Source organism: Flavobacterium sp. 1, assembly GCF_002797935.1.
Taxonomy (GTDB): domain Bacteria; phylum Bacteroidota; class Bacteroidia; order Flavobacteriales; family Flavobacteriaceae; genus Flavobacterium.
Genome location: NZ_PGER01000001.1, coordinates 3,747,092 through 3,766,914 on the forward strand (window position 1 = coordinate 3,747,092; position 19,823 = coordinate 3,766,914).

At 33.8% G+C, this 19,823-nt stretch carries 13 protein-coding genes; 8 read left to right on the plus strand and 5 right to left on the minus strand.

All coding sequences use genetic code 11. The annotated features are described in order from the left end of the window. Positions 1-2: 2 nt before the first annotated feature. From CLU83_RS15240 to CLU83_RS15250, 3 genes are all read left to right on the plus strand, one after another. Positions 3-1,145 carry an efflux RND transporter periplasmic adaptor subunit gene (locus tag CLU83_RS15240; protein ID WP_100432400.1) on the plus strand — a complete coding sequence of 381 codons (1,143 nt, stop codon included), beginning with the start codon at positions 3-5 and terminating at the stop codon, positions 1,143-1,145. Positions 1,146-1,238: 93 nt separating this feature from the next. Beyond that, positions 1,239-4,703: an efflux RND transporter permease subunit gene (locus CLU83_RS15245; protein ID WP_100432401.1), complete on the plus strand. Its 3,465-nt coding sequence runs from the start codon at positions 1,239-1,241 to the stop codon at positions 4,701-4,703. 278 nt (positions 4,704-4,981) lie between these two features. Further along, positions 4,982-6,220: a TMEM143 family protein gene (locus tag CLU83_RS15250; protein ID WP_100432402.1), complete on the plus strand. Its 1,239-nt coding sequence runs from the start codon at positions 4,982-4,984 to the stop codon at positions 6,218-6,220. A gap of 17 nt (positions 6,221-6,237) precedes the next feature. Here the strand turns inward: CLU83_RS15250 and CLU83_RS15255 are convergent, their stop codons facing one another. The 5 genes from CLU83_RS15255 to CLU83_RS22155 all read right to left on the minus strand — a co-directional run bounded on the left by CLU83_RS15255 (position 6,238) and on the right by CLU83_RS22155 (position 11,532). After that, positions 6,238-8,388 carry a peptidase domain-containing ABC transporter gene (locus CLU83_RS15255; protein ID WP_100432403.1) on the minus strand — a complete coding sequence of 717 codons (2,151 nt, stop codon included), beginning with the start codon at positions 8,386-8,388 and terminating at the stop codon, positions 6,238-6,240. Positions 8,389-8,464: 76 nt separating this feature from the next. Continuing rightward, positions 8,465-9,607: an HlyD family secretion protein gene (locus tag CLU83_RS15260; RefSeq protein ID WP_198512301.1), complete on the minus strand. Its 1,143-nt coding sequence runs from the start codon at positions 9,605-9,607 to the stop codon at positions 8,465-8,467. Positions 9,608-9,908: 301 nt separating this feature from the next. Then, positions 9,909-10,061, minus strand: a complete 153-nt coding sequence (locus CLU83_RS22150; protein WP_157802110.1) for a hypothetical protein — start codon at positions 10,059-10,061, stop codon at positions 9,909-9,911. A gap of 18 nt (positions 10,062-10,079) precedes the next feature. Then, entirely contained in the window at positions 10,080-10,241 is a 162-nt protein-coding gene (locus tag CLU83_RS22540; protein WP_232727137.1) for a bacteriocin, read from the minus strand. A 1,126-nt stretch (positions 10,242-11,367) separates the two neighbouring features. Beyond that, complete coding sequence (locus tag CLU83_RS22155) at positions 11,368-11,532, minus strand: hypothetical protein (protein WP_157802111.1); 165 nt, start codon at positions 11,530-11,532, stop codon at positions 11,368-11,370. Positions 11,533-12,155: 623 nt separating this feature from the next. Here CLU83_RS22155 and CLU83_RS15270 point away from each other — a divergent pair. The 5 genes from CLU83_RS15270 to CLU83_RS15285 all read left to right on the plus strand — a co-directional run bounded on the left by CLU83_RS15270 (position 12,156) and on the right by CLU83_RS15285 (position 19,820). Next, complete coding sequence (locus CLU83_RS15270) at positions 12,156-13,898, plus strand: helix-turn-helix domain-containing protein (RefSeq protein WP_100432404.1); 1,743 nt, start codon at positions 12,156-12,158, stop codon at positions 13,896-13,898. A 118-nt stretch (positions 13,899-14,016) separates the two neighbouring features. Beyond that, on the plus strand, positions 14,017-14,181 hold the full coding sequence (locus CLU83_RS22160) for a hypothetical protein (RefSeq protein WP_157802112.1): 165 nt from the start codon (positions 14,017-14,019) through the stop codon (positions 14,179-14,181). Positions 14,182-14,203: 22 nt separating this feature from the next. Then, the gene (locus tag CLU83_RS15275; protein WP_100432405.1) at positions 14,204-15,904 is read left to right on the plus strand and encodes a S8 family serine peptidase; all 1,701 of its coding nucleotides are present in this window, start codon (positions 14,204-14,206) and stop codon (positions 15,902-15,904) included. Between the two features lie 119 nt (positions 15,905-16,023). Then, positions 16,024-17,610 carry a S8 family peptidase gene (locus CLU83_RS15280; RefSeq protein WP_157802113.1) on the plus strand — a complete coding sequence of 529 codons (1,587 nt, stop codon included), beginning with the start codon at positions 16,024-16,026 and terminating at the stop codon, positions 17,608-17,610. After that, entirely contained in the window at positions 17,610-19,820 is a 2,211-nt protein-coding gene (locus CLU83_RS15285; RefSeq protein WP_100432407.1) for a lantibiotic dehydratase family protein, read from the plus strand. Before CLU83_RS15280 ends, CLU83_RS15285 begins: the two co-directional genes overlap by 1 nt. Positions 19,821-19,823 lie beyond the last annotated feature (3 nt).

A 19,823-nucleotide genomic window follows, 5' to 3' on the forward strand; every position in this document is an offset into this window, starting at 1 on the left:
ATATGAAAAAGATACTAATCCTGATCACACTTTCAATTGTATTGATTTCCTGTAATTCATCAGAAAAAAACCAAACAATCGACAGCATTATTGCATCCAAAGACGTAAAAGCAATAACTGCCAAAAAAGCCGAATTACAGCTGCAGCTTACCCAAATCGACGAAGCATTGGCTGCTTTGGACGTAAACAAAGAAATCGAAGCATTGGTTACTGCCGTAAAACTGAAAGACACTTTATTCAACCATTATCTTGAGGTTCAGGGAAGCATTAACACCAATGAAAATGTATTAGTTCAGCCTGAATTCCCAGGAAACTTAGTGGAATTGAATGTGAAAGCCGGACAAAAGGTAAGCAAAGGACAAGTTTTGGGACGCACAGATGATGGCGGTATGAGCCAGCAGTTAGCCAGTGCCGAAAACCAATATGCCTTAGCCAAAACTACATTTGAACGCCAAAAAAATCTTTGGAGCCAAAAAATCGGTTCCGAAATACAATACCTCCAAGCACAAACGCAAATGATTTCAGCGCAAAAAGGAGTGGCTCAAATCAAAGCACAAATTGCAAAAACGGTAATCAGAGCCCCTTTTTCAGGAACTATTGACGAAGTTTTTGTAGAGAAAGGCGAAGTAGTTGCCGCAAGTCCAAAAGGATTAATGCGAATCGTGAATTTAGGAAATATGTATGTTTCCACTTCCATTCCCGAAACCTATATCGGAAAATTGAACATTGGCACTGAAGTGGATGTTTACTTAACTTCATTAGACAAAACTTACAAAGGTAAAGTCCGCCAAATAGGTAATTTTATAAATCCAAACAATAGAAGTTTCGGAATCGAAGTTAGCGTTCCCAATCCGGAAAACTTATTGCGTCCTAACCAAGTTGCAAAAATGAAAGTGATTGATTATGTGAGCAAAAACGCCGTAGTTGTTCCTACTAATGTAATTCAGCAGGATTCCAAGAAAAACAGTTTTGTGTACACTGTGGCTAATTCTAACGGAAAATCAGGCATTGCTAAAAAAGTAATTGTTAAAACTGGCCAGTCATCAGATAATGTAACCGAAATTTTAAGCGGATTGGATTCGGATGCCATAATAGTTACCGAAGGGATGAACACTATTTCGGACGGGATGAAATTGAATTTTTAAAAAGTTTAAAATTGTTTAACTGTTTAAGGTTGTTTAAAACACAACCCTATTTAAACTTTTAAACAACATTAAACCACCTTAAACCAAAAATATATGTCACATCAAAATAAAGAATTCGGAATATCAAGTTGGGCTGTCGAAAACCGCGTTACAGTCTATATCCTGACTTTACTGATTGTAATCACAGGAACCATTGCCTATGTTACGATGCCTCGCGAGGACTTTCCGGAAATTATAGAAAACAAGGTTTACATTTCGTCTGTTTTCCCTGGGAATTCAGCCGAAGATGTGGAGAAATTAATCATCAAACCTCTTGAAAAGGAAATCAAGAACATTAGCGGAGTCGATAAAATTACATCAAGCTCTTTTCAGGATTATGGAATGATAATCGTTGAGTTTGAAGATAAAGTTACCATTTTGGATGCCAAAACCAAAATTAAGGACAAAGTAGATATCGTAAAAGCTGATACCGATTGGCCTAATCTTGACAACGGAAGCAAAGTGGAACCCAGCGTATTTGAATTGAACATTTCGGAAGAAGTGCCGATTCTCAACATCAATCTGCAGGGAAACTACACGACGCAGCAACTTAAAAAATATGGAGAACTGCTTCAGGACGATATTGAAGAAATCCCTGAAGTGAAAAAAGTGGACATTCTGGGCGTTGATGATAAAGAGGTGGAAATTGCCGTTGATATTTTCAAAATGACGGCCGCCCAAGTTTCTTTTGACGATATTCAAAGTGCTGTCAAATATGAGAATATGACGCTTTCGGGAGGTAATTTAATTTCTCAGGGCTCTCGAAACAACATCAGAATCGTTGGTGAAATAAAAGATCCTAAGGAACTCGAAAACATCATCGTAAAACACAATGGCGGAACCGTTTACCTGAAAGATATTGCAGTGGTTAGTTTCAAAGAAAAAGAAAAAACCACTTATGCCCGTGAGAAAGGAACCGAAGTAGTGATGCTGAACGTAAAGAAACGTTCCAATCAAAATATGATTTCGGCTATTGAACAGGTAAAAGAAAAAATTGAGGAGGCCAAAGCTTCCTATCTGCCTTCAAATCTTAAAATTGAATTAACAAACGACCAATCTTCCCGTGTAGAACATCAGGTTGATGAACTTTCGAACCATATCATTTTCGGGATTGTGCTGGTAATGATTGTACTGATGTTTACAATGGGACTTCGAAACTCGTTGTTTGTGGGTGCAGCCATTCCATTATCGATGCTGATGGCTTTTAGTATACTATCGGCATTTGGACTTACGCTGAACACTATGGTGCTTTTCGGATTAGTAATGGGACTGGGAATGCTCGTGGATGACGGAATTGTCGTAGTCGATAATGTATTTGCCAATATGAAAAAAGGAATGCCAAGAATACAAGCATCAAAAACAGGAATTGGTGAAATCGCCTGGCCGGTAATTTCCTCTACCGCTACAACCTTGATGGCATTCTTACCTTTTGCATTATGGCCTGGAACTATGGGTAAATTCATGAAATATTTCCCAATGACATTAACGGTAACATTATCAGCATCTTTGTTTGTCGCAATGGTCGTCAATGCAGCAATGACAGGAGGCTCAATGGATATTGAAGACCGAAATGTGACTAAAAAATCGGCCAAGACCTACTCAATAATTTTTACTATTATCGCTGTTATTTTTGTGCTTCTCGGAAATATTTATGATTCTAAATTTGCAAAAGCCATTGGACACTTAGCCATTATTTCTCTTGGACTGATGTGGCTGTACAAATTGAAATTGTACCAATGGACACAAGATTTTCAGCACAGCTTTTTCCCTAGAATGGAAGACAGATACAAAACCTTTTTGGCAAAAATTTTGACCAAAAGAAGAGCTTGGTATGCTTTGGCGGGAATTATTGGTCTGTTATTTTTCTCTTTTATCCTTTTGGGAATATTCCCTAGAAAAGTGCTCTTCTTTCCTGACAATATCCCGAATCAGGTAATCACTTATATCGAATACCCGCAAGGAACCGATATTGAAAAAACCAATAAGGCTACCCTATTTGTGGAAAAACAGGTTATCGAAGTTTTAAAAAAATATATTGATCCAAAAACAGATAAAAACTATCTGGCCGAATCCATCGTGTCGCAAGTGGGTGTTGGAGCCGGTAACCCGAATGTTGATGCTGGATCAGCTTCGGAAACGCCTTTTAAAGGAAAAGTGACCGTAAATTTCTCCGAATTTAAATTCAGAAGAGGCATCAACACCGCTGATATTTTGGAAGAAATCAGAGGAAAAGTAAAAGGAATTGCCGGAGCTACGGTTACGGTCGAAAAAGACGCCAACGGACCACCGGCAGGTTACCCGATCAGTATTCAGCTGACAGGTATCGATTATGACGAAATGCTGAAAGAAGCAGACAAGATGATTACTTTTATCAATTCCAAAAACATTCCCGGAATTGAGCGTTTGAGTATTGATGTTAATAAAGAAAGCCCGGAACTTGAGGTAAAAGTAGACCGTGTAAGTGCGGGAAGTTTAGGGGTTTCGACAGGGCAGCTGGGATTCAATTTGCGCCGTTCGGTATATGGTCAGGAAATCTCGACTTACAAAGAAGGTGATGACGACTACAACATCACGATGCGTATGCAGGATGATCAGCGTAAAAACGAAAACATATTATTCAATCAGGCACTGACTTTTAGAAATCCTGCTAACGGACAAATGATGCAGGTGCCAATTTCGGCGGTTTCCGAAACAGAGAAAACCACAACCTATAATCAAATCAAGAGAAAAAACCAAAAACGTATTATGACGGTTTACTCTAATGTTTTGACGGGTTACAATGGAGATGAAATCACCAAACAAATTGCCACCGATTTAAAAGGATATGAATTGCCAAAAACAATTACCTATTCCTTCTCGGGAGTACAGGAAGAGCAAGGCAAAAACCAAAGTTTCCTGATGTATGCGCTCTTTTTGGCTTTGGCCGGAATTACGATTATTATTGTATTGCAGTTTAATTCGGTTTCCAAAACGATGGTGATCCTGTTTACGGTAATCCTGAGTTTTAGCGGGGTCTTTTATGGATACGTCATTGCCAACATGGATTTTGTAATCCTGATGACGATGATGGGAATCATTTCGCTGGCGGGTATTGTGGTGAAAAATGGTATCGTATTAATGGACTTCTTTGTTCTCTTATTAGACAAAAAAGTTGCCGATAATCATCTGGAAAGCCATGACGATTTAACGATAGAAGAAATCAAAGAAGTGATAATCGAATCGGGTAAATCAAGGCTGCGTCCTGTATTACTGACTGCTTTGACAGCCGTTTTGGGATTAATCCCGCTGGCCATCGGACTGAATTTTGACTTTTTCTCTTTGATAACCAACTTGAATCCACATATTTTCATGGGTGGGGACAACGTGATTTTCTGGGGTCCTTTGGCCTGGACCATCATCTTCGGGTTGACTTATGCCACGGTATTGACCTTGGTAATGGTACCGGTAATGTTCTATCTCGTTAAAAGAACGAAGTATTGGTTGAGAGATCGAAGACAAATTCAAGCCGATAAAATATAGATTTTTAAAATCTTTCTAAAAACCCACCTGAAATTTGATTTTGGGTGGGTTTTTGTTTTCTAATCAAGTTTTCCAAAAATTACCTTTACCGGCTGTTAGCCCTGATGGAAGTGACATCCCGTCCCGTCTTTTTTGACAGGACGGAATATAGCGGACAGCAGGAACCCATATTTCCCAATAAAGCCAATTGTTTCGCTCCTTATTATTATTTTTAATTTTAGAGTTTTGTGCTTTACCTTTGCCAGAATTAAAAAATCCATTAAAGTCCCAAATTCAAGATGAAGAGAGAGCATTATATCCCATTTGATAAGGAATTCTTACTCGAAGAGCAACTGGCTGAATTTGCCGGTGATAAAAAGCAGACCGAAAATTTCAAAAAGCTGTTTGACATCATTGAACATTATTTTCACTATGAAGCGTTTAATCTGATTCGGAATATAAAACAGCATTACGCTTTTTTTGATCCTGATTTGCATCCAAAAGAAAGAGAGACTTTTAAGGGCAAAAGTGATTTTGCGCTTTTCAAAGAAAATCTGCTTAAAGTTCTGGATTTAAGCAATTATAGTCGTGTAAGTCAGGAAACTTTGGATCAGGCTTTCCAAGATTCAGATTTGATAGGCTTAAAACTGGCTATTGACTTGGATGTTTATAAGGATTATGAAATTTATGTGAGAGGTCAGCATACTGCCAAAGAAAAGGTTAGCCGATACGTTTTTTGGAAGAAAAAAATTGAGGTCGAATATTATGACCGCGTGATGATTTACCTTAGCTATCATGATGCTGATTATTACAAAAAAAACAAACTCAAAAAAAACAAATCACTAATCGAACCTGGAACTGTAGTTTTAAAAATCTTTAAACGCGTTCCCAAAAACGATCTCGAAACGATTTTTCCAAATGCCATTCCCAAAATGTCGTTAACCGACAAACTATTATTATGGGTTCCAGGTGTTGTGGGGGGGATTTCATTGTTGATCACCAAGGTAATTCCAGCATTGATTACAATGCAATCGGCATACGAATCTGGGGAAACTATAGATTTGTTGAACAGCAAAACGTCGTTGAACCAAGGATTAATTGCGCTTGGAATTTTGGGTGCGTACTTGTTCCGCCAATACAACAACTTTGTAAACAAGAAAATCAGATATTCCAAAATGCTTTCGGACAGTTTGTATTTTAAGAATCTTGGAAACAACAGCGGTGCGTTTTATTCTTTGCTGAATTCTTCAGAAGAAGAAGTCCTAAAGGAAACCATATTGGCGTATTCTTTTTTGAGCAAAAGCGGAACTCCGTTGACCGAAGATGAACTCGATTATCAAATTGAATCCTGGTTTAAAACCAAACACAATACAGACCTTGATTTTGATGTAAAAGAAGCATTGCTTAAATTAAAAAACAGCGGTCTTGCATTTGAAACCAATGGAAAATGGGAAGTGATTTCCATAGGGAAAGCACTAGTAAGAATGGACGAAATTTGGGACGGGGTTTTTGAGTATAATCAATTCGTTAGGGATTAGACAATCGAGAATTCAAGCTATACTAAACTCTGCTTATTCCACAAATCAAAATACTTCCCTTTTTGTTCTAACAAATCAGTATGATTACCCGATTCTACAATCATTCCATTTTCCATAACGAGAATGGTATTTGCATTGGCTATGGTACTCAAACGATGGGCAATTACGATAACCGTTTTACCTTGTGCCTTAAAATTGTCAATCACTTCTTTTACAATTCGTTCTGAGTTGGTGTCCAAGGATGACGTCGCTTCATCCATCAATAAAACCTCTGGATTTTTATATAAGGCTCTGGCAATGGCAATACGCTGTTTTTGCCCACCTGAAAGCATCGCTCCGTTTTCGCCTATTTGGGTTTCAAATCCATTAGGCAATTTTTCGACAAATTCCGTAATTGCTAATTGTTTGGACAAATCCAATACCCGTTGAATGTTTGGAAACGAATCGCCTAAAGCAATATTTTCAATAATATTTCCAGAAAATAAATTGAGCTGCTGCGGAATCACCCCAATGCAGTTGCGTAAACTTTGGTAATGAACAAACTGCGTATCATAATCTCCTATGTAGATTTTGCCCTCTTTTATGGGATACAAATTTTGCAAAAGTGAAATCAAAGTTGTTTTCCCGCTCCCGCTTTCTCCCACAATAGCAGTAGTTTCATTTTTCTTAAATACCGCATTGAAATTTTTGAATACTTCTGTTCTCGAACCATATCGAAAAGACACATTTTCAAATTTTATATCGCCAATACTTTCTCTTTGCAGTTCCACTTTGTTTTCAGTTTCCTCTCTTTCCAAATCCATAATTTCAAAAAGCCGGTCGGCAGCAATCAAGGCATTTTGTGCCGTTTTGTTCATCCCGATTAAGGAAGCAACTGGTGAAGTAAAATAACCAATCAAAGCATAAAACGAAAATAATTCTCCAGGCGTAATCGCTCTGTCTATCACATAACCCGAACCTATCCACATTAAAACAACCGTAAATATTGAAGCCAGAAATTGAGTAGAAGTTCCTGCGAAAATTCCATTCAACCCCGATTTATAAGTAGTAAACAATAATTTCACAAACTTATTTTCAGTTTTCAAATTTGAGAATTCTTCAATGCCAAATTCCTTTACCGTACGAACATGGGTAACACTTTCGACCAATTGAGTCTGCAATTCGGCTGCGTTTTCCATAATGGTTCGTTCTACTTTTTTATTGAATTTGTTCAAAATAAAATAAATCAAAGTATAAAACGGAATTACAAGCAAAATTACCAAAGCCAATTTCCAGTAATAAGTAAACATCAAGGTAAATGAAAAAATCACAATAAACACATTGACAATCATCTCTATCGCAACTTCATTGATAAACGAACGTATTTTGACGGCATCATTAATTCTCGAAGTAATTTCCCCGATTTGCATTGTATCAAAAAAACGTTGTGGTAAGTGAAGTAAATGCTTATAGTAGCCCAAAATCAATTTGGCATCTATCAATTGTCCAGTTTTCATGACAAAAACACTCTTTTTGGACCCGATGTAAGCTTGAAGCAAAATAATGACAATCATGGAAACACTCAATAAATTGAGCAAGTTTCTATTGCCTTCAACCAAAACATAATCCGTAATTTTTTGGATATAAATAGACATCGCCAATCCCAAAACAGTAAAAAGAATGGCACCAACCAATGCCTGAATCAAAATGGTTTTGTGGGGCTGTACCAAATGCCAGAATCGTTTTATGGGAGAAACTTTCTCATTATAAGTTCTAAAATCATCATTTGGAGCAAAAAGAACCAAAACACCTGTCCATATTTTTTGAAATTCTTCAAAAGTGTAGGTTTCCATTTTGCCAAAAGCAGGATCCATAACTTCAATTTTTCCTTTCCCTACAGAATAAATCACCACATAATGATGCAGTTGTTCTTTGACCACTACATGAGCAATAGCAGGAAGCGGAATTTTATCTATGGCATCCATTCCTCCTTTTACGCCCTTGGCTGTAAAATCCATTTTTTCGGCAGCTTCAATTATTCCCAGTACATTCGTACCGCGTTTATCAGTATTGGCATATTGACGAATTCTCGCTATTGGGAGATTAACTTGGTAATGATTTCCAATAGAAGCGAGACAAGCAGCCCCACAATCTTTAATATCATGTTGTTTTATTTTTATGGAGGCCATTAAAGAGTATAGATAATAGAAGAAAGATTTTAGACTTTCCCTGAATTAAAATATTATTTTACAATTATTTCCAAACTTAAGATTTTGGGGCAATTTGTTTCGGGTTCAACCAATCATCCATTTTGTCAAACAACAAATCATAAAGACTTCTTCTTGTTATCATATAACGGGTCGTGAGAGTCATTCCTTTTGAAATTTGGGTTTTATACCCTGATTGCAATTGCATAGCGGTACTATTCAAAGCGCAACGTACTTTAAAAAAAGTTTGATTTTCCTGAATCGTAATATTACGGTCAATGTCAATTACTTTCCCTTCCAGTAATCCCCATTGATTGTAATTAAACGCATCGAGTTGAAATTTTACTTTTTGATTATTATGTATTAATCCAATATCATTAGGCGAAACCGTGCTTTCCACAATAAGCTGATCTGTAGCCGAAATTGTGGCAATAGGTTGTGACGCATTTAAAAATGAACCTACTTGAATTCCAGAAAAGCCCTCTACTGTCCCAGATAAAGGAGCAATTATGACATAATTTTTAGCTTCTACATTTATTTTTTGCAATGTCCCATTTAGATTTTGCAATTGCTCCTCGAGTTCTCTCTTTTTGTTTTGCCATTCAGATCGCTGATTTTTTTCCAATCCGGATAATGCCTGTTGTGCATAAGTAAATTCAAAACTGTATTTTTCGAACTCAGCTTTCGCAATTACGCCTTTGTCATACAATTGTTTGTTTCGGTCGAATCCTGTTTTAGCTTGAGCAATTTTACTAAGCAGCTCCTCGCGTTTGCTGGAATAACTAAACCATTCCTGCTGCAATTCTGGTGTTTTTAGTAAATTACTTTTACCCAAAATAACCAATGACAAATCCTGAATCTGGTTTTGAATAGTAGCCGAAAGTGTTTGATTGGTTGCTTTCTCAGTATCCAGATTATCCAGAGTGAGCTGCACAAGAGTATCGCCTTTTTGCACCATCCTATTGTTCTTGAGATTTACAAAAGTTACTTTGCCATTGACCAAACTAGTGAGTGGCACATTATCGGTAGTCGAGCGTACCATACCACGACTTTGACTACTGATATCTACTTTAATAACGGGCAATAATGCCAGAAAAGCTAAAATTCCTAAAACCACCACCAAGTATATGGAAATGCTCTTGGTTTTGTTTTTGGCGATAAGATTCTCTAGGGTATTTATGGGGTCTGAACTGAAGTTCATTCTTGTTTTATTTTAAAATACGCCTTTACAAATATGAATGTCAATAGAATCTCATAAGCTCTATAAATCCAAATATTTGTATCAAAGCTACAAACATCATACGTTAACTTTGGTTTTATTACAGATTTAATTAAATCAATAATAGCAACTGCGGAGAATACAAGCAATAATATTTTAATTGTTTTCGTTTTCAATTTAAGACTTATTAATTATTAACCTCTTTTAATAGAATGAAGAGTTATTTTTTTTACTATAAAAGCAAGAAAAATAACTCTTTTTCATTTATTTAAAAGAATCTAAGTTATAGTGCAAAAATTGCAACAAGACCAAACAAAGTAGCAGTTTGTTTAACAGTCGTTGCTAATGCTCTTCCCATTCTGTACCCCCATTCTTCAGAAGTACCACCTTCAATATTCAATAATTCAAATTCGTTTAATTCAATTAAATTTTCCATTTTTTTATTTTTTATTAGTTAAAGATTCTCTAAAAAGCCATTGACAAACCCATACGCAAACATACCAAATTCTCTTGAAGCATGCCACGCTGCATAAGGAGATAAAAGATTTATTCCCCCGTCAACTTCTTGTACTTCCAGAGCATTAAGCTCTACTAATTTTAAATTATCTAAATTCATTTTTATGTTTTTTAAATATTAATTAATCGTTTGTAACAAAATCCTTTTCTCACGAACATTTGTTTTTCACAGACTTTATTCAGGCACTTGTGTTCCCTTTGCTCTGTTTTTTTATAGGGTTACATAACAGCTGTAGCAATCCCTCATAATTGACCTAATTACAATTGCAGAAAATGATTTAACTTTCAGAGTAACGTCTTACCAAAAAACTGTTTCACTATCCTGATGCCAAAACTAGTCGAAACTTCCTATCTAAAGCAAACTATTGCTGTCGGGATTCGGGAATTCAGACATGATTTTTAAAAATATTCAGCTCATAAAACAAGTAGACTGCTAATGTCTAATTTAATAACCGTCAATAGTGGCAGAAAAAACAAAACTGCAATAAGAAATACTAAATAGAAGGAGATACTCTTGATTTTGTTTCTGGCAAAAAGATTTTCTAGGGTGTTTATGGGGTCTGAACTGAAGTTCATAGATTTTAAATTGTTTTTTTAGATAAGATCTTTTATTTCAAGTTAATTTTTTTGAGTCTAAGCTTTTTTGATGAAAATATAATTTGATGAATGCAATTGCAATTAAAAATCGATAACTCCTATAAATCCAAATATTGACATCCCAACAGAATAATTCATGCGTGTCACGTTTATCAAATAGTGAATAAAAAAAATCTATTGTAAACAACACACCTATTAGAAGATAAAAGTTTTTTGAAAATTTCATTAAAATTTTAATTTAAAGCTTATGAAAAGCTAGTTTTTACTTGTAAAGAATAGCTGTTGCTACGAAATCAGGAGAATTCGCAGAGCAGGATATCTTTTTTAATGTGTTTTTATATAAGATCAATAATATGAGTTTTTGTCTTGTTGCAAACATATTAGCCATAGTAGATATAGATGAGATTTTGATTGTTAAAAAAATAAATTATTTAATTAGTAAATCTTTTACAAAATGTTTAAATGCTGGGTAAAAACTTATCAAATAGTTAATTAAAAAAATTAGAAAAAAAATTATTGAAACTTTAATAACCTTTGACAAAAAAAACTTTAATTTTTGTAATATATTCATAGTTGTAAAATTAAAAAAAGGGAAATGATTCCCTTTTTAGAGTTAAATGATTAAATGATTATGCAAATGGAATTCCATAAACGAAATTCATTTTATATTTCCAAGTAAGATAATAAGCAGCATCATACCAAAAACTTGTTTCAGTGGTGATCTGTCCTCCTGAAATAGTAATAATTTCTTTGGTATTTAATTCTATCAAAAATTCAGTAGTTATATTTGTCATAAGAATATTTTATTAAAATTATAATGTATGCCATGCATCTCTAGCACCTCTTTTGATATCAGACCAATTGTTAATTATACCCGCTCCAACAAAGGCTATTGCAGCATAAGCTACATCATCTATCCCAAACACCCCCCGTCAACTTCTTGCACTTCCTGAGCATTAAGCTCTACTAATTTTAAATTATCTAAATTCATTTTTACGTTTTTTTAAATGTTAATTAATCGTTTGTAACAAAATCGTTTTCTCGAGAACATTTATTTTTCACAGACTTTATTCAGGCACTTGTGTTCCCTTTGCTCTGTTTTTTATAGGGTTACAGTACAGCTGAAACAATCCCACATAATTGGCCAAATTACAATTGCAGAAAATGATTTAACTTTCAGAGTAACGTCTTACCAAAAAACTGTTTCACTATCCTGATGCCAAAACTAGTCGAAACTTCCTATCTAAAGCAAACTATTGCTGTCGGGATTCGGGAATTCAGACACGATTTTCAGGAATTAAGGGATTGGCGTTTTTATAAACGCCTCAATATCAAAGTTATAATACACTTATAAGAAAATCATTATTTTTATTAAAAATAGTATTGTTTGCTGTATTTTTGTGAAAAACCAAACCCAATGACCTACTTAAACTGGAAGAAAATACTTTTTTTACTCTTAATTCCATTTACTTTATTTGGACAGGTATCAAAAAAAGAACTTTCAAGGCTTCCTTATGATACCTTAAAAAAAATATTTATCAAAAATGATAGGGATACTAAATTACAAAAAGAGATTGCAAATGCCTATTTAATAAAAGCGAAAAACGAGCAAAATCCTATTAGAATAGCAAAAGGGTATTATATGTATTCTGTGTTAAATACAGGAAACAAATCAATTTATTTTTTAGATAGTGTAATTAAATATTCCATAAAAACTAACGATATCGATTTTCCCGCAGTTGCTTATACAGAAAAAGGGTACGAATTAAAATCTCAATTTAAATATAATGAAGCAATTGATAATTTTATTTTGGCTGAAAAATATGCTTTAAAGAACAACATTGACTATTACTTTGAGATAAAATATTCTATTGCAGTATTACGATCTGAAGAGTTGGGCGAAACAATTGAAGCATTAAATTTATATAGAGAATGCTTGAAATACTATAAAAAAAAGGAGTTAAGAACTCCTAAATATTCTATAATGTATCAAAATACACTATTCGCTCTTGCAGATGCATTTAAAACATTAAATCAAACCGACTCTGCAACTTATTATAATAGACTAGGATATACAGAGTCCAAAATGACTAAAAATGAGATATACAATTCCCTTTTCATTTTAAATGAAGGTGCTAATTTAGTCTTGAAAAAAAAATACAAAACAGCTCTTGACAGTATTAAAAAAGCATTGCCAAAAATAATAGTCTATAAAGATGAAGGAAACACTTTGGCTGCCTATTACTATTTAGGAAAGGCCTATGAGGGACTTGGAAATAAACACTTGGCAATAAAAAACTTCATTAAAGTAGATTCCCTTTATAACAAAACAAAAAGAATTACTCCAGAATTCACAAGTGGTTATTCTTTTCTAATCTCTTATTTCAAAGAAAAGGGTGACAAAGGGAATCAATTAAAATATCTCACAAAATATATGTACATAGACAGTACTTTGCAAAAAAATTATAAAGAATTAACAAAAAAATTACAAAAAGAATATGACACACCCCATTTGATTTCCGATAAAGAAAGCTTGATTCAATCTCTTGAAAGTGAAAGAACAACATCATACTGGGGAATTGGAGGTTTGTTTTTAATTACCATTTCCGTTACTAGTTTAGGTATTTATCAACACAATCTGAAAAAAAAGTATAAATCCAGTTTTGAAAAAATCATAAACCAAACGGAGCAATCCAAAAACAACATAACAAATATACCCAACGATGAAATCGAAATTGAAGCCAATAATTCCAATGTAGACATTGGTATTGCTGAAGAACTGGTAAAACAAATTCTTGAAAAACTCAAACGATTTGAATCCAAAAAAGAATACTTACAATCTAATATTACAGTACAAACCCTTTCAAATACATTTGAAACAAACAGCAAATACATTTCAAAAATTGTAAATACCCATAAAGGAAAAACATTTATTCAATACATCAATGATTTAAGAATTGAGTATGCCATTATTCAATTACAAAAAGACAATAAGCTTCGTAAATACACTATTCATGCTCTCTCTTTAGAGTACGGATTTAATAATGCTGAATCCTTTTCAACCGCTTTTTACAAAAAAACAGGCATAAAACCCACTTATTTCATCAAAGAATTAGAGACTCAAACAAAAAACATAATCAAATCAAAATCAATCATTTGAATAATATTTGCTTATCGAAATTCCTGAATTTCGATAAGCAAACCAAAGTATTTTAATTTTAAAAATAAAAGTTACTATAAATTTGCAGTAATTAATAACAACCAAAATATTAAAAATTATGAAAACGGACAAAGAGAAAAAAGCTAACAAAAAATTTGATTTAGAAAAAATGAATGTAGCAAAATTAAAAAACATCCATTTGATCAATGGAGGATTCGGTAAAGATGAAGATGTTGTAACTGTTACAGAAACAAAAACAATTATTGTTAAAGTTACTCGATAGACATTTAAAACTCTAACACTTTATGAAGTCCAGTTATAATCTATTTTTATTTGTATTATTGTTGTTTTCTGGATGCAAATCTGCAAAACAACCGATTTTAATTTCTGATATTTCACAAAATTCAAAAAAAATATTACAATATTGGTATCAAAAAGATTATGACCAAGATGGAAATCCTGGTATTTCTTTAGACAAATGGTATGCCCAAAATAAAAACAAACCCAAAAGCAAAAATATTACAGTTGCGGTAATTGACACTCAAATTGATAAAAACCATGAAGATTTAAAAGACAACATCTGGATCAATCCAAAAGAAATTGTTAATAACGGCATCGATGACGACCATAATGGTTACATTGATGATATAAATGGATGGAATTTTACAGGAACCAAAAATGGAGGTTATATAGTATGGGGAAATTTTGAATATGTTCGCTTTGTGAGAATGTGGAATCCATTATTTAAAAACAAAATTGAAAATGAAATTCCAGTTAAAGACTTACCAAACTATAAAGAATACTTAAGAGCAGAAAAAATACTGAAAGAAAAAACTATTTACTACAAAAATTTACTTAAAATCACAAAACATTGCATGGTCACTTATTCGTTGGCAAAAGATAGTTTAAAACATTATTTTCCAAAAGAAGACTATACTTATCAGGAATTGGATAGCATGTATAAAAAACACAAGATAAACAACAAAACATTCGGTCAAAGGAGCGATGATAAGGATACAGATTTTGGCACACTAATAGACGGCATGATGGTTAATTTTGAAGTTAATCAAAAAGACTTCAAACAGATTAATGAAAACGCCACACAGTCAGATTCTGTCGTCAATAAAAATCTTAACCTGAATTATAATGAACGTATTTCTATAGGAGACAATCCTGACTTTCTTGAAAAGGGTTATGGCACAAACAATATTAGCATAAACAAAGAAGGGTATAGAAATATACAAAATCATAGTACTGAAGTCTCAGGTATTATAGCAGCCAACAGAAACAATAATATTGGCATAAAAGGAATTGCTGAAAATGCAAAAATAATGCCTTTGTGTATTTCCTTTTCTGGTGATGAGCACGATAAAGATATTACTATGGCGATACGTTATGCGGTGGATAATGGGGCCAAAATAATCAATATGTCTTTTGGGAAAGAATTCTCATTGCACAAAGAATGGGTATTCGAAGCTTTTAAGTACGCTGAAGAGCACAATGTTCTACTGGTTCATTGCGCTGGAAATAATGGATTTAATGTTGATGAAAATCCGTATTACCCGAGTGATAATAGTTTTAATGGAACTAAAGAAGTATGCAATAATTTCATCAATGTAGGATCCATTTCTTCTAGACTAGACAGTACATTTGTATCCACTTTTTCTAATTATGGAAAGCAAAACGTAGATTTATTTGCCCCTGGCGAAGAAATCTATACTACTTCCACAGGAAACAACACCTATGTCTCAGATTCAGGAACCTCGCTTGCAGGCCCAATGGTTTCCGGAACCGCTGCATTAATCTGGTCGTACTATCCAAACCTTACAGCAACTGAAGTCAAACAGATCATTCTGGATTCGGGTACTGCTTATGATTTAGAAGTTATTGTTCCTGACACAACTGACAAAAAAGTCCCATTCTCGGAATTATCCAAATCAGGAAAAGTTTTAAATGTATATAATGCCATGCAAATGGCTGAGAAAGTGAGTAAACATAAATCTTAATGAAATCTATTTATACTTTTCTTTTCTTTTTAATTTTTTTCATAAGTTGCAAAACAACAATAGATCCTACATCTATTCCTTTGAAGTCTACCTTTACAAAGGAGCTTAATCCTTTGAACATGCAAACATGGCATCAAAAAGACTACCAGCAAGATACTATCCCAGGAATTTCTCTGGATAAATGGTATAGTCTAAACAAAAAGAAACCCAAAAGTAAAAGCATCATTGTTGCAGTAATCGACACTCAAATCGATTTGAATCACGAAGATTTACAAGGCCAAATATGGACAAACCCCAATGAAATTCCAAACAATGGTATTGATGATGACAAAAACGGCTATATAGACGACATCAATGGCTGGAGTTTTACAGGAACAAAAAGTGGTGGCTATGTTGTATGGAATAGATATGAATACGTGCGAATCGTAAAAGATTGGGAATCATTATTTAAGAATAAAACAGAATCTCAGATCGGCACTCAAGACTTGTATAAATATAAAGAATACCAAAGGGCATTAAAAACACTGGAAGAAAAAGACAAGTATTATCAAAATTGGTTAAAATCCTTAAAGCACAGTGTAGCCATCTATCCCTTGGTAAAAGATACCTTAAAACATTTTTTTCCTAAAGAAGATTATACCTATGAACAACTGGATAGTATGTATAAAAAATATAAAATAAATGATAAAAGGTACAGACAGAGACGTGATGACAATGATAAAGATCTTGGAGCATTAATCGATTATATGATGGGTAATCTTGAAGTTAATGAAAAAACTTTAGAGGATATAAAAGACAAAGAAATTCAACTAGACTCTGTTGTCAATAAAAATTTGAATTTAAATTATAACGAACGACTCTCTATTGGTGATAATCCAACAATCCTAGAAAAAGGATATGGTAATAACAAAGTTAGCAATACGATAAAAGGTGTAAGAACTATTCAAGATCATAACACAATGGTATCTGGTATTATTGCTGCGAACAGGAATAATAGCAAAGGAATAAAAGGGATTGCACAGAATGTAAAAGTCATGCCCTTGAACATTTCTCCATCGGGAGACGAACATGACAAAGACATCACTATGGCGATTCGCTATGCTGTGGATAATGGTGCAAAAATAATCAATATGTCCTTTGGTAAAGAATTCACAATGCACAAAGAATGGGTTTATGAGGCTTTTAAATATGCTGAAAAACACAATGTACTACTCGTTCACAGTGCAGGAAATGATAGTCAAAGTGTAGATGAAAACCCCTCTTATCCTAGTGATATTAGCTATGATGGTTCTAAAGAAATGTGTAACAATTTCATCAATGTAGGTTCTATAACCCACAAACTAAGCAGTACATTTGTGTCAGATTTTACTAATTATGGAAAGCAAAATGTAGATTTATTTGCCCCTGGAGATAAAATTTACACCACAGGAGCAGGCAATATTTATAAAACGGAGTCTGGCACTTCACTTGCGGCTCCAATGGTTTCTGGAACCGCTGCATTAATCTGGTCGTACTATCCAAACCTTACAGCGACTGAAGTCAAACAAATCATTCTGGATTCGGGTACTGCTTATGATTTAGAAGTTCTAGTTCCGGGGATAAAAGACAAAAAAGTTCCTTTCTCGGAATTATCCAAATCCGGAAAAGTATTAAATGTATATAATGCTATGCAAATGGCTGAGAAAGTGAGTAAACATAAAAAGTAATGAACAAATACAAAGTTCTGCCTTTCCAACACTATGTTTTAAGAACTCCATTATTTCCAATTTCTTTCTACAGCAATTTAGCAGCCAATTATTCATTCGAAAACCTTTTGCTACAGTTAGAAAATGACTATGTTCGAGAAGCTATTCACTTAGCTTCTCCTGAACTGCTCTCAGCTTTAGGCAAATGTAAATCAAACCCATCAACCGTATCTGATAAAAAAAAGCTAGCTTTAGAACTCAGCTTTCTTAAATATTTATCCAGAATGTCTGCTCGCTGTACTCCTTTCGGAATATTTGCAGGTTGTACAGTGGGAAAAATAACTCCAGAGACAAACATTACACTTGAATCTCAAGAAAACCACTCTCGGCATACACAATTTGACATGCAGTTTTGGGTAGCCTTATTGCAAGACTTTTCGAGACGAAAAGAGGTCATCCCACATTTAAAATATTATCCTAATACTTCAATTTATGAATTAGGTAACTTTTATCGATTTGTAGAATACAAATACATAAAAACAAAAAGAGAACACCATATTTCGGCAATACGTAAATCCGATTTACTAGCTCTTTTATTGGCCAAAACCAAATCAGGCATAACTGTTCCTGAAATGATTTGTTTATTAGCTGATGATGGTTCCGAAACTGAAGAAGCATTAGAATATATCAATCAACTCATCGATTTTCAATTTCTAGTAAGCGAATTGGATGCAACGGTAACAGGAGATGACGATTGGGGCAGCGTTTTTACTATTCTGAATAAAATTCCAGCTTTAAAAGAGGAATGCGAACTTTTGCAAAAAATAAAAGAACAGTTTTCAGCATTAGACGCAAGTCTAAATCCTTTCGAAAATAAGTACGAGAAAATAAAAACTGAAATTCAAAAATTAGGTATTGAATATGACAACAAATATCTTTTTCAAACAGATTTAAACACAACTGATTTTGTAAATACATTAAGCGACAACGTATCTAGAAAAGTACTTCAAGCCATTCGATTTTTAAATGGAATTCAGAAACAAAAAGAATCTGTGAATCAAATCCATTTCATTAAGGCATTTACCAAAAGATATGAATCAAGAGAAATGCCTTTGACCACAGTCTTAGACACGGAGACTGGTATTGGCTATCTTCAAAATCAAGAGATGAACGACACTCATGATCTTTTAGAACAATTCTCATTTGCAACTAAAATTTCAGACGAAAAAAATCAAAATTGGACTGATTTTGACTTTATTTTGGAAACAAAACTGCAGGAATCTCTTTTAAAAAAAGAAAACATCATAACCCTCTCTGAAAAAGATTTTCCTGAATTTGACCATAATTGGAATAATGCTCCTGCAACCTTTTCGGTCATGATAGAATGTTTAAGAAAGGATGAACGTGAAATTATTGCAATAGAGTCTTCGGGCAGTATAAGTGCCGCAAAATTACTTGCCCGTTTTTGTAATGGCAATAAAGCAATTCACAACTTAAGTTCAGAAATCATACAAAAGGAAACGATCTATCATAAAGATAAAATTCTAGCCGAAATCGTTCATATTCCAGAATCGAGAACTGGAAATATTTTAAGAAGACCCGTTTTAAGAGAATTTGAAATTCCTTATTTATCAAATTCAGGAGTACCCGCAGAATATCAAATTGGGCTGGATGATTTAATGGTCTCCATTAAAAATGACACTATTGTATTACGTTCTAAAAAACACAATAAAGAAATCATTCCATGCTTGTCAAACGCACATAATTATTCCAATAAATCATTGCCCATTTATCACTTTTTGGCTGATTTACAGTCCCAAAATGTAAAACCAATTTATAGTTTCTCATGGGGAGTCTTAGAAAGCCATTATAACTATTTCCCAAGGGTCGTATACAGAGATATCATTCTTAGCAAAGCAAGATGGAGCGTAACCAAAAAAGAAATGGAATCTTTTTATAAACAAAACAGCTCTTCTCTAGTGGAAATCTTTACAATTTGGCGAACTATGCGTAACATTCCCCAATATGTAAATTGGATACATTTTGACAATACTCTTTTAATCGATTTTAAGAATGAAATTGGAATTCAGCTATTCTTAAAATCAATACAAAGTCAAAATATAATCGACTTAGAAGAATTTTTATTTACAGAAGAATCAGTTGTTAAAGATAAAAACGGAGAAAACTTCGCCAATCAAATTATACTTTCATTTTATAAAGAACAAACTTAGAAT

Excerpts from the sequence above, each read along its gene's own strand:
- CLU83_RS15240 (WP_100432400.1), top strand. The coding sequence starts at position 3 with ATGAAAAAGATACTAATCCTGATCACACTTTCAATTGTATTGATTTCC.
- CLU83_RS15245 (WP_100432401.1), top strand. The coding sequence starts at position 1,239 with ATGTCACATCAAAATAAAGAATTCGGAATATCAAGTTGGGCTGTCGAA.
- CLU83_RS15250 (WP_100432402.1), top strand. The coding sequence starts at position 4,982 with ATGAAGAGAGAGCATTATATCCCATTTGATAAGGAATTCTTACTCGAA.
- CLU83_RS15255 (WP_100432403.1), bottom strand. The coding sequence starts at position 8,388 with ATGGCCTCCATAAAAATAAAACAACATGATATTAAAGATTGTGGGGCT.
- CLU83_RS15260 (WP_198512301.1), bottom strand. The coding sequence starts at position 9,607 with ATGAACTTCAGTTCAGACCCCATAAATACCCTAGAGAATCTTATCGCC.
- CLU83_RS22150 (WP_157802110.1), bottom strand. The coding sequence starts at position 10,061 with ATGGAAAATTTAATTGAATTAAACGAATTTGAATTATTGAATATTGAA.
- CLU83_RS22540 (WP_232727137.1), bottom strand. The coding sequence starts at position 10,241 with ATGAATTTAGATAATTTAAAATTAGTAGAGCTTAATGCTCTGGAAGTA.
- CLU83_RS22155 (WP_157802111.1), bottom strand. The coding sequence starts at position 11,532 with ATGACAAATATAACTACTGAATTTTTGATAGAATTAAATACCAAAGAA.
- CLU83_RS15270 (WP_100432404.1), top strand. The coding sequence starts at position 12,156 with ATGACCTACTTAAACTGGAAGAAAATACTTTTTTTACTCTTAATTCCA.
- CLU83_RS22160 (WP_157802112.1), top strand. The coding sequence starts at position 14,017 with ATGAAAACGGACAAAGAGAAAAAAGCTAACAAAAAATTTGATTTAGAA.
- CLU83_RS15275 (WP_100432405.1), top strand. The coding sequence starts at position 14,204 with ATGAAGTCCAGTTATAATCTATTTTTATTTGTATTATTGTTGTTTTCT.
- CLU83_RS15280 (WP_157802113.1), top strand. The coding sequence starts at position 16,024 with ATGCAAACATGGCATCAAAAAGACTACCAGCAAGATACTATCCCAGGA.
- CLU83_RS15285 (WP_100432407.1), top strand. The coding sequence starts at position 17,610 with ATGAACAAATACAAAGTTCTGCCTTTCCAACACTATGTTTTAAGAACT.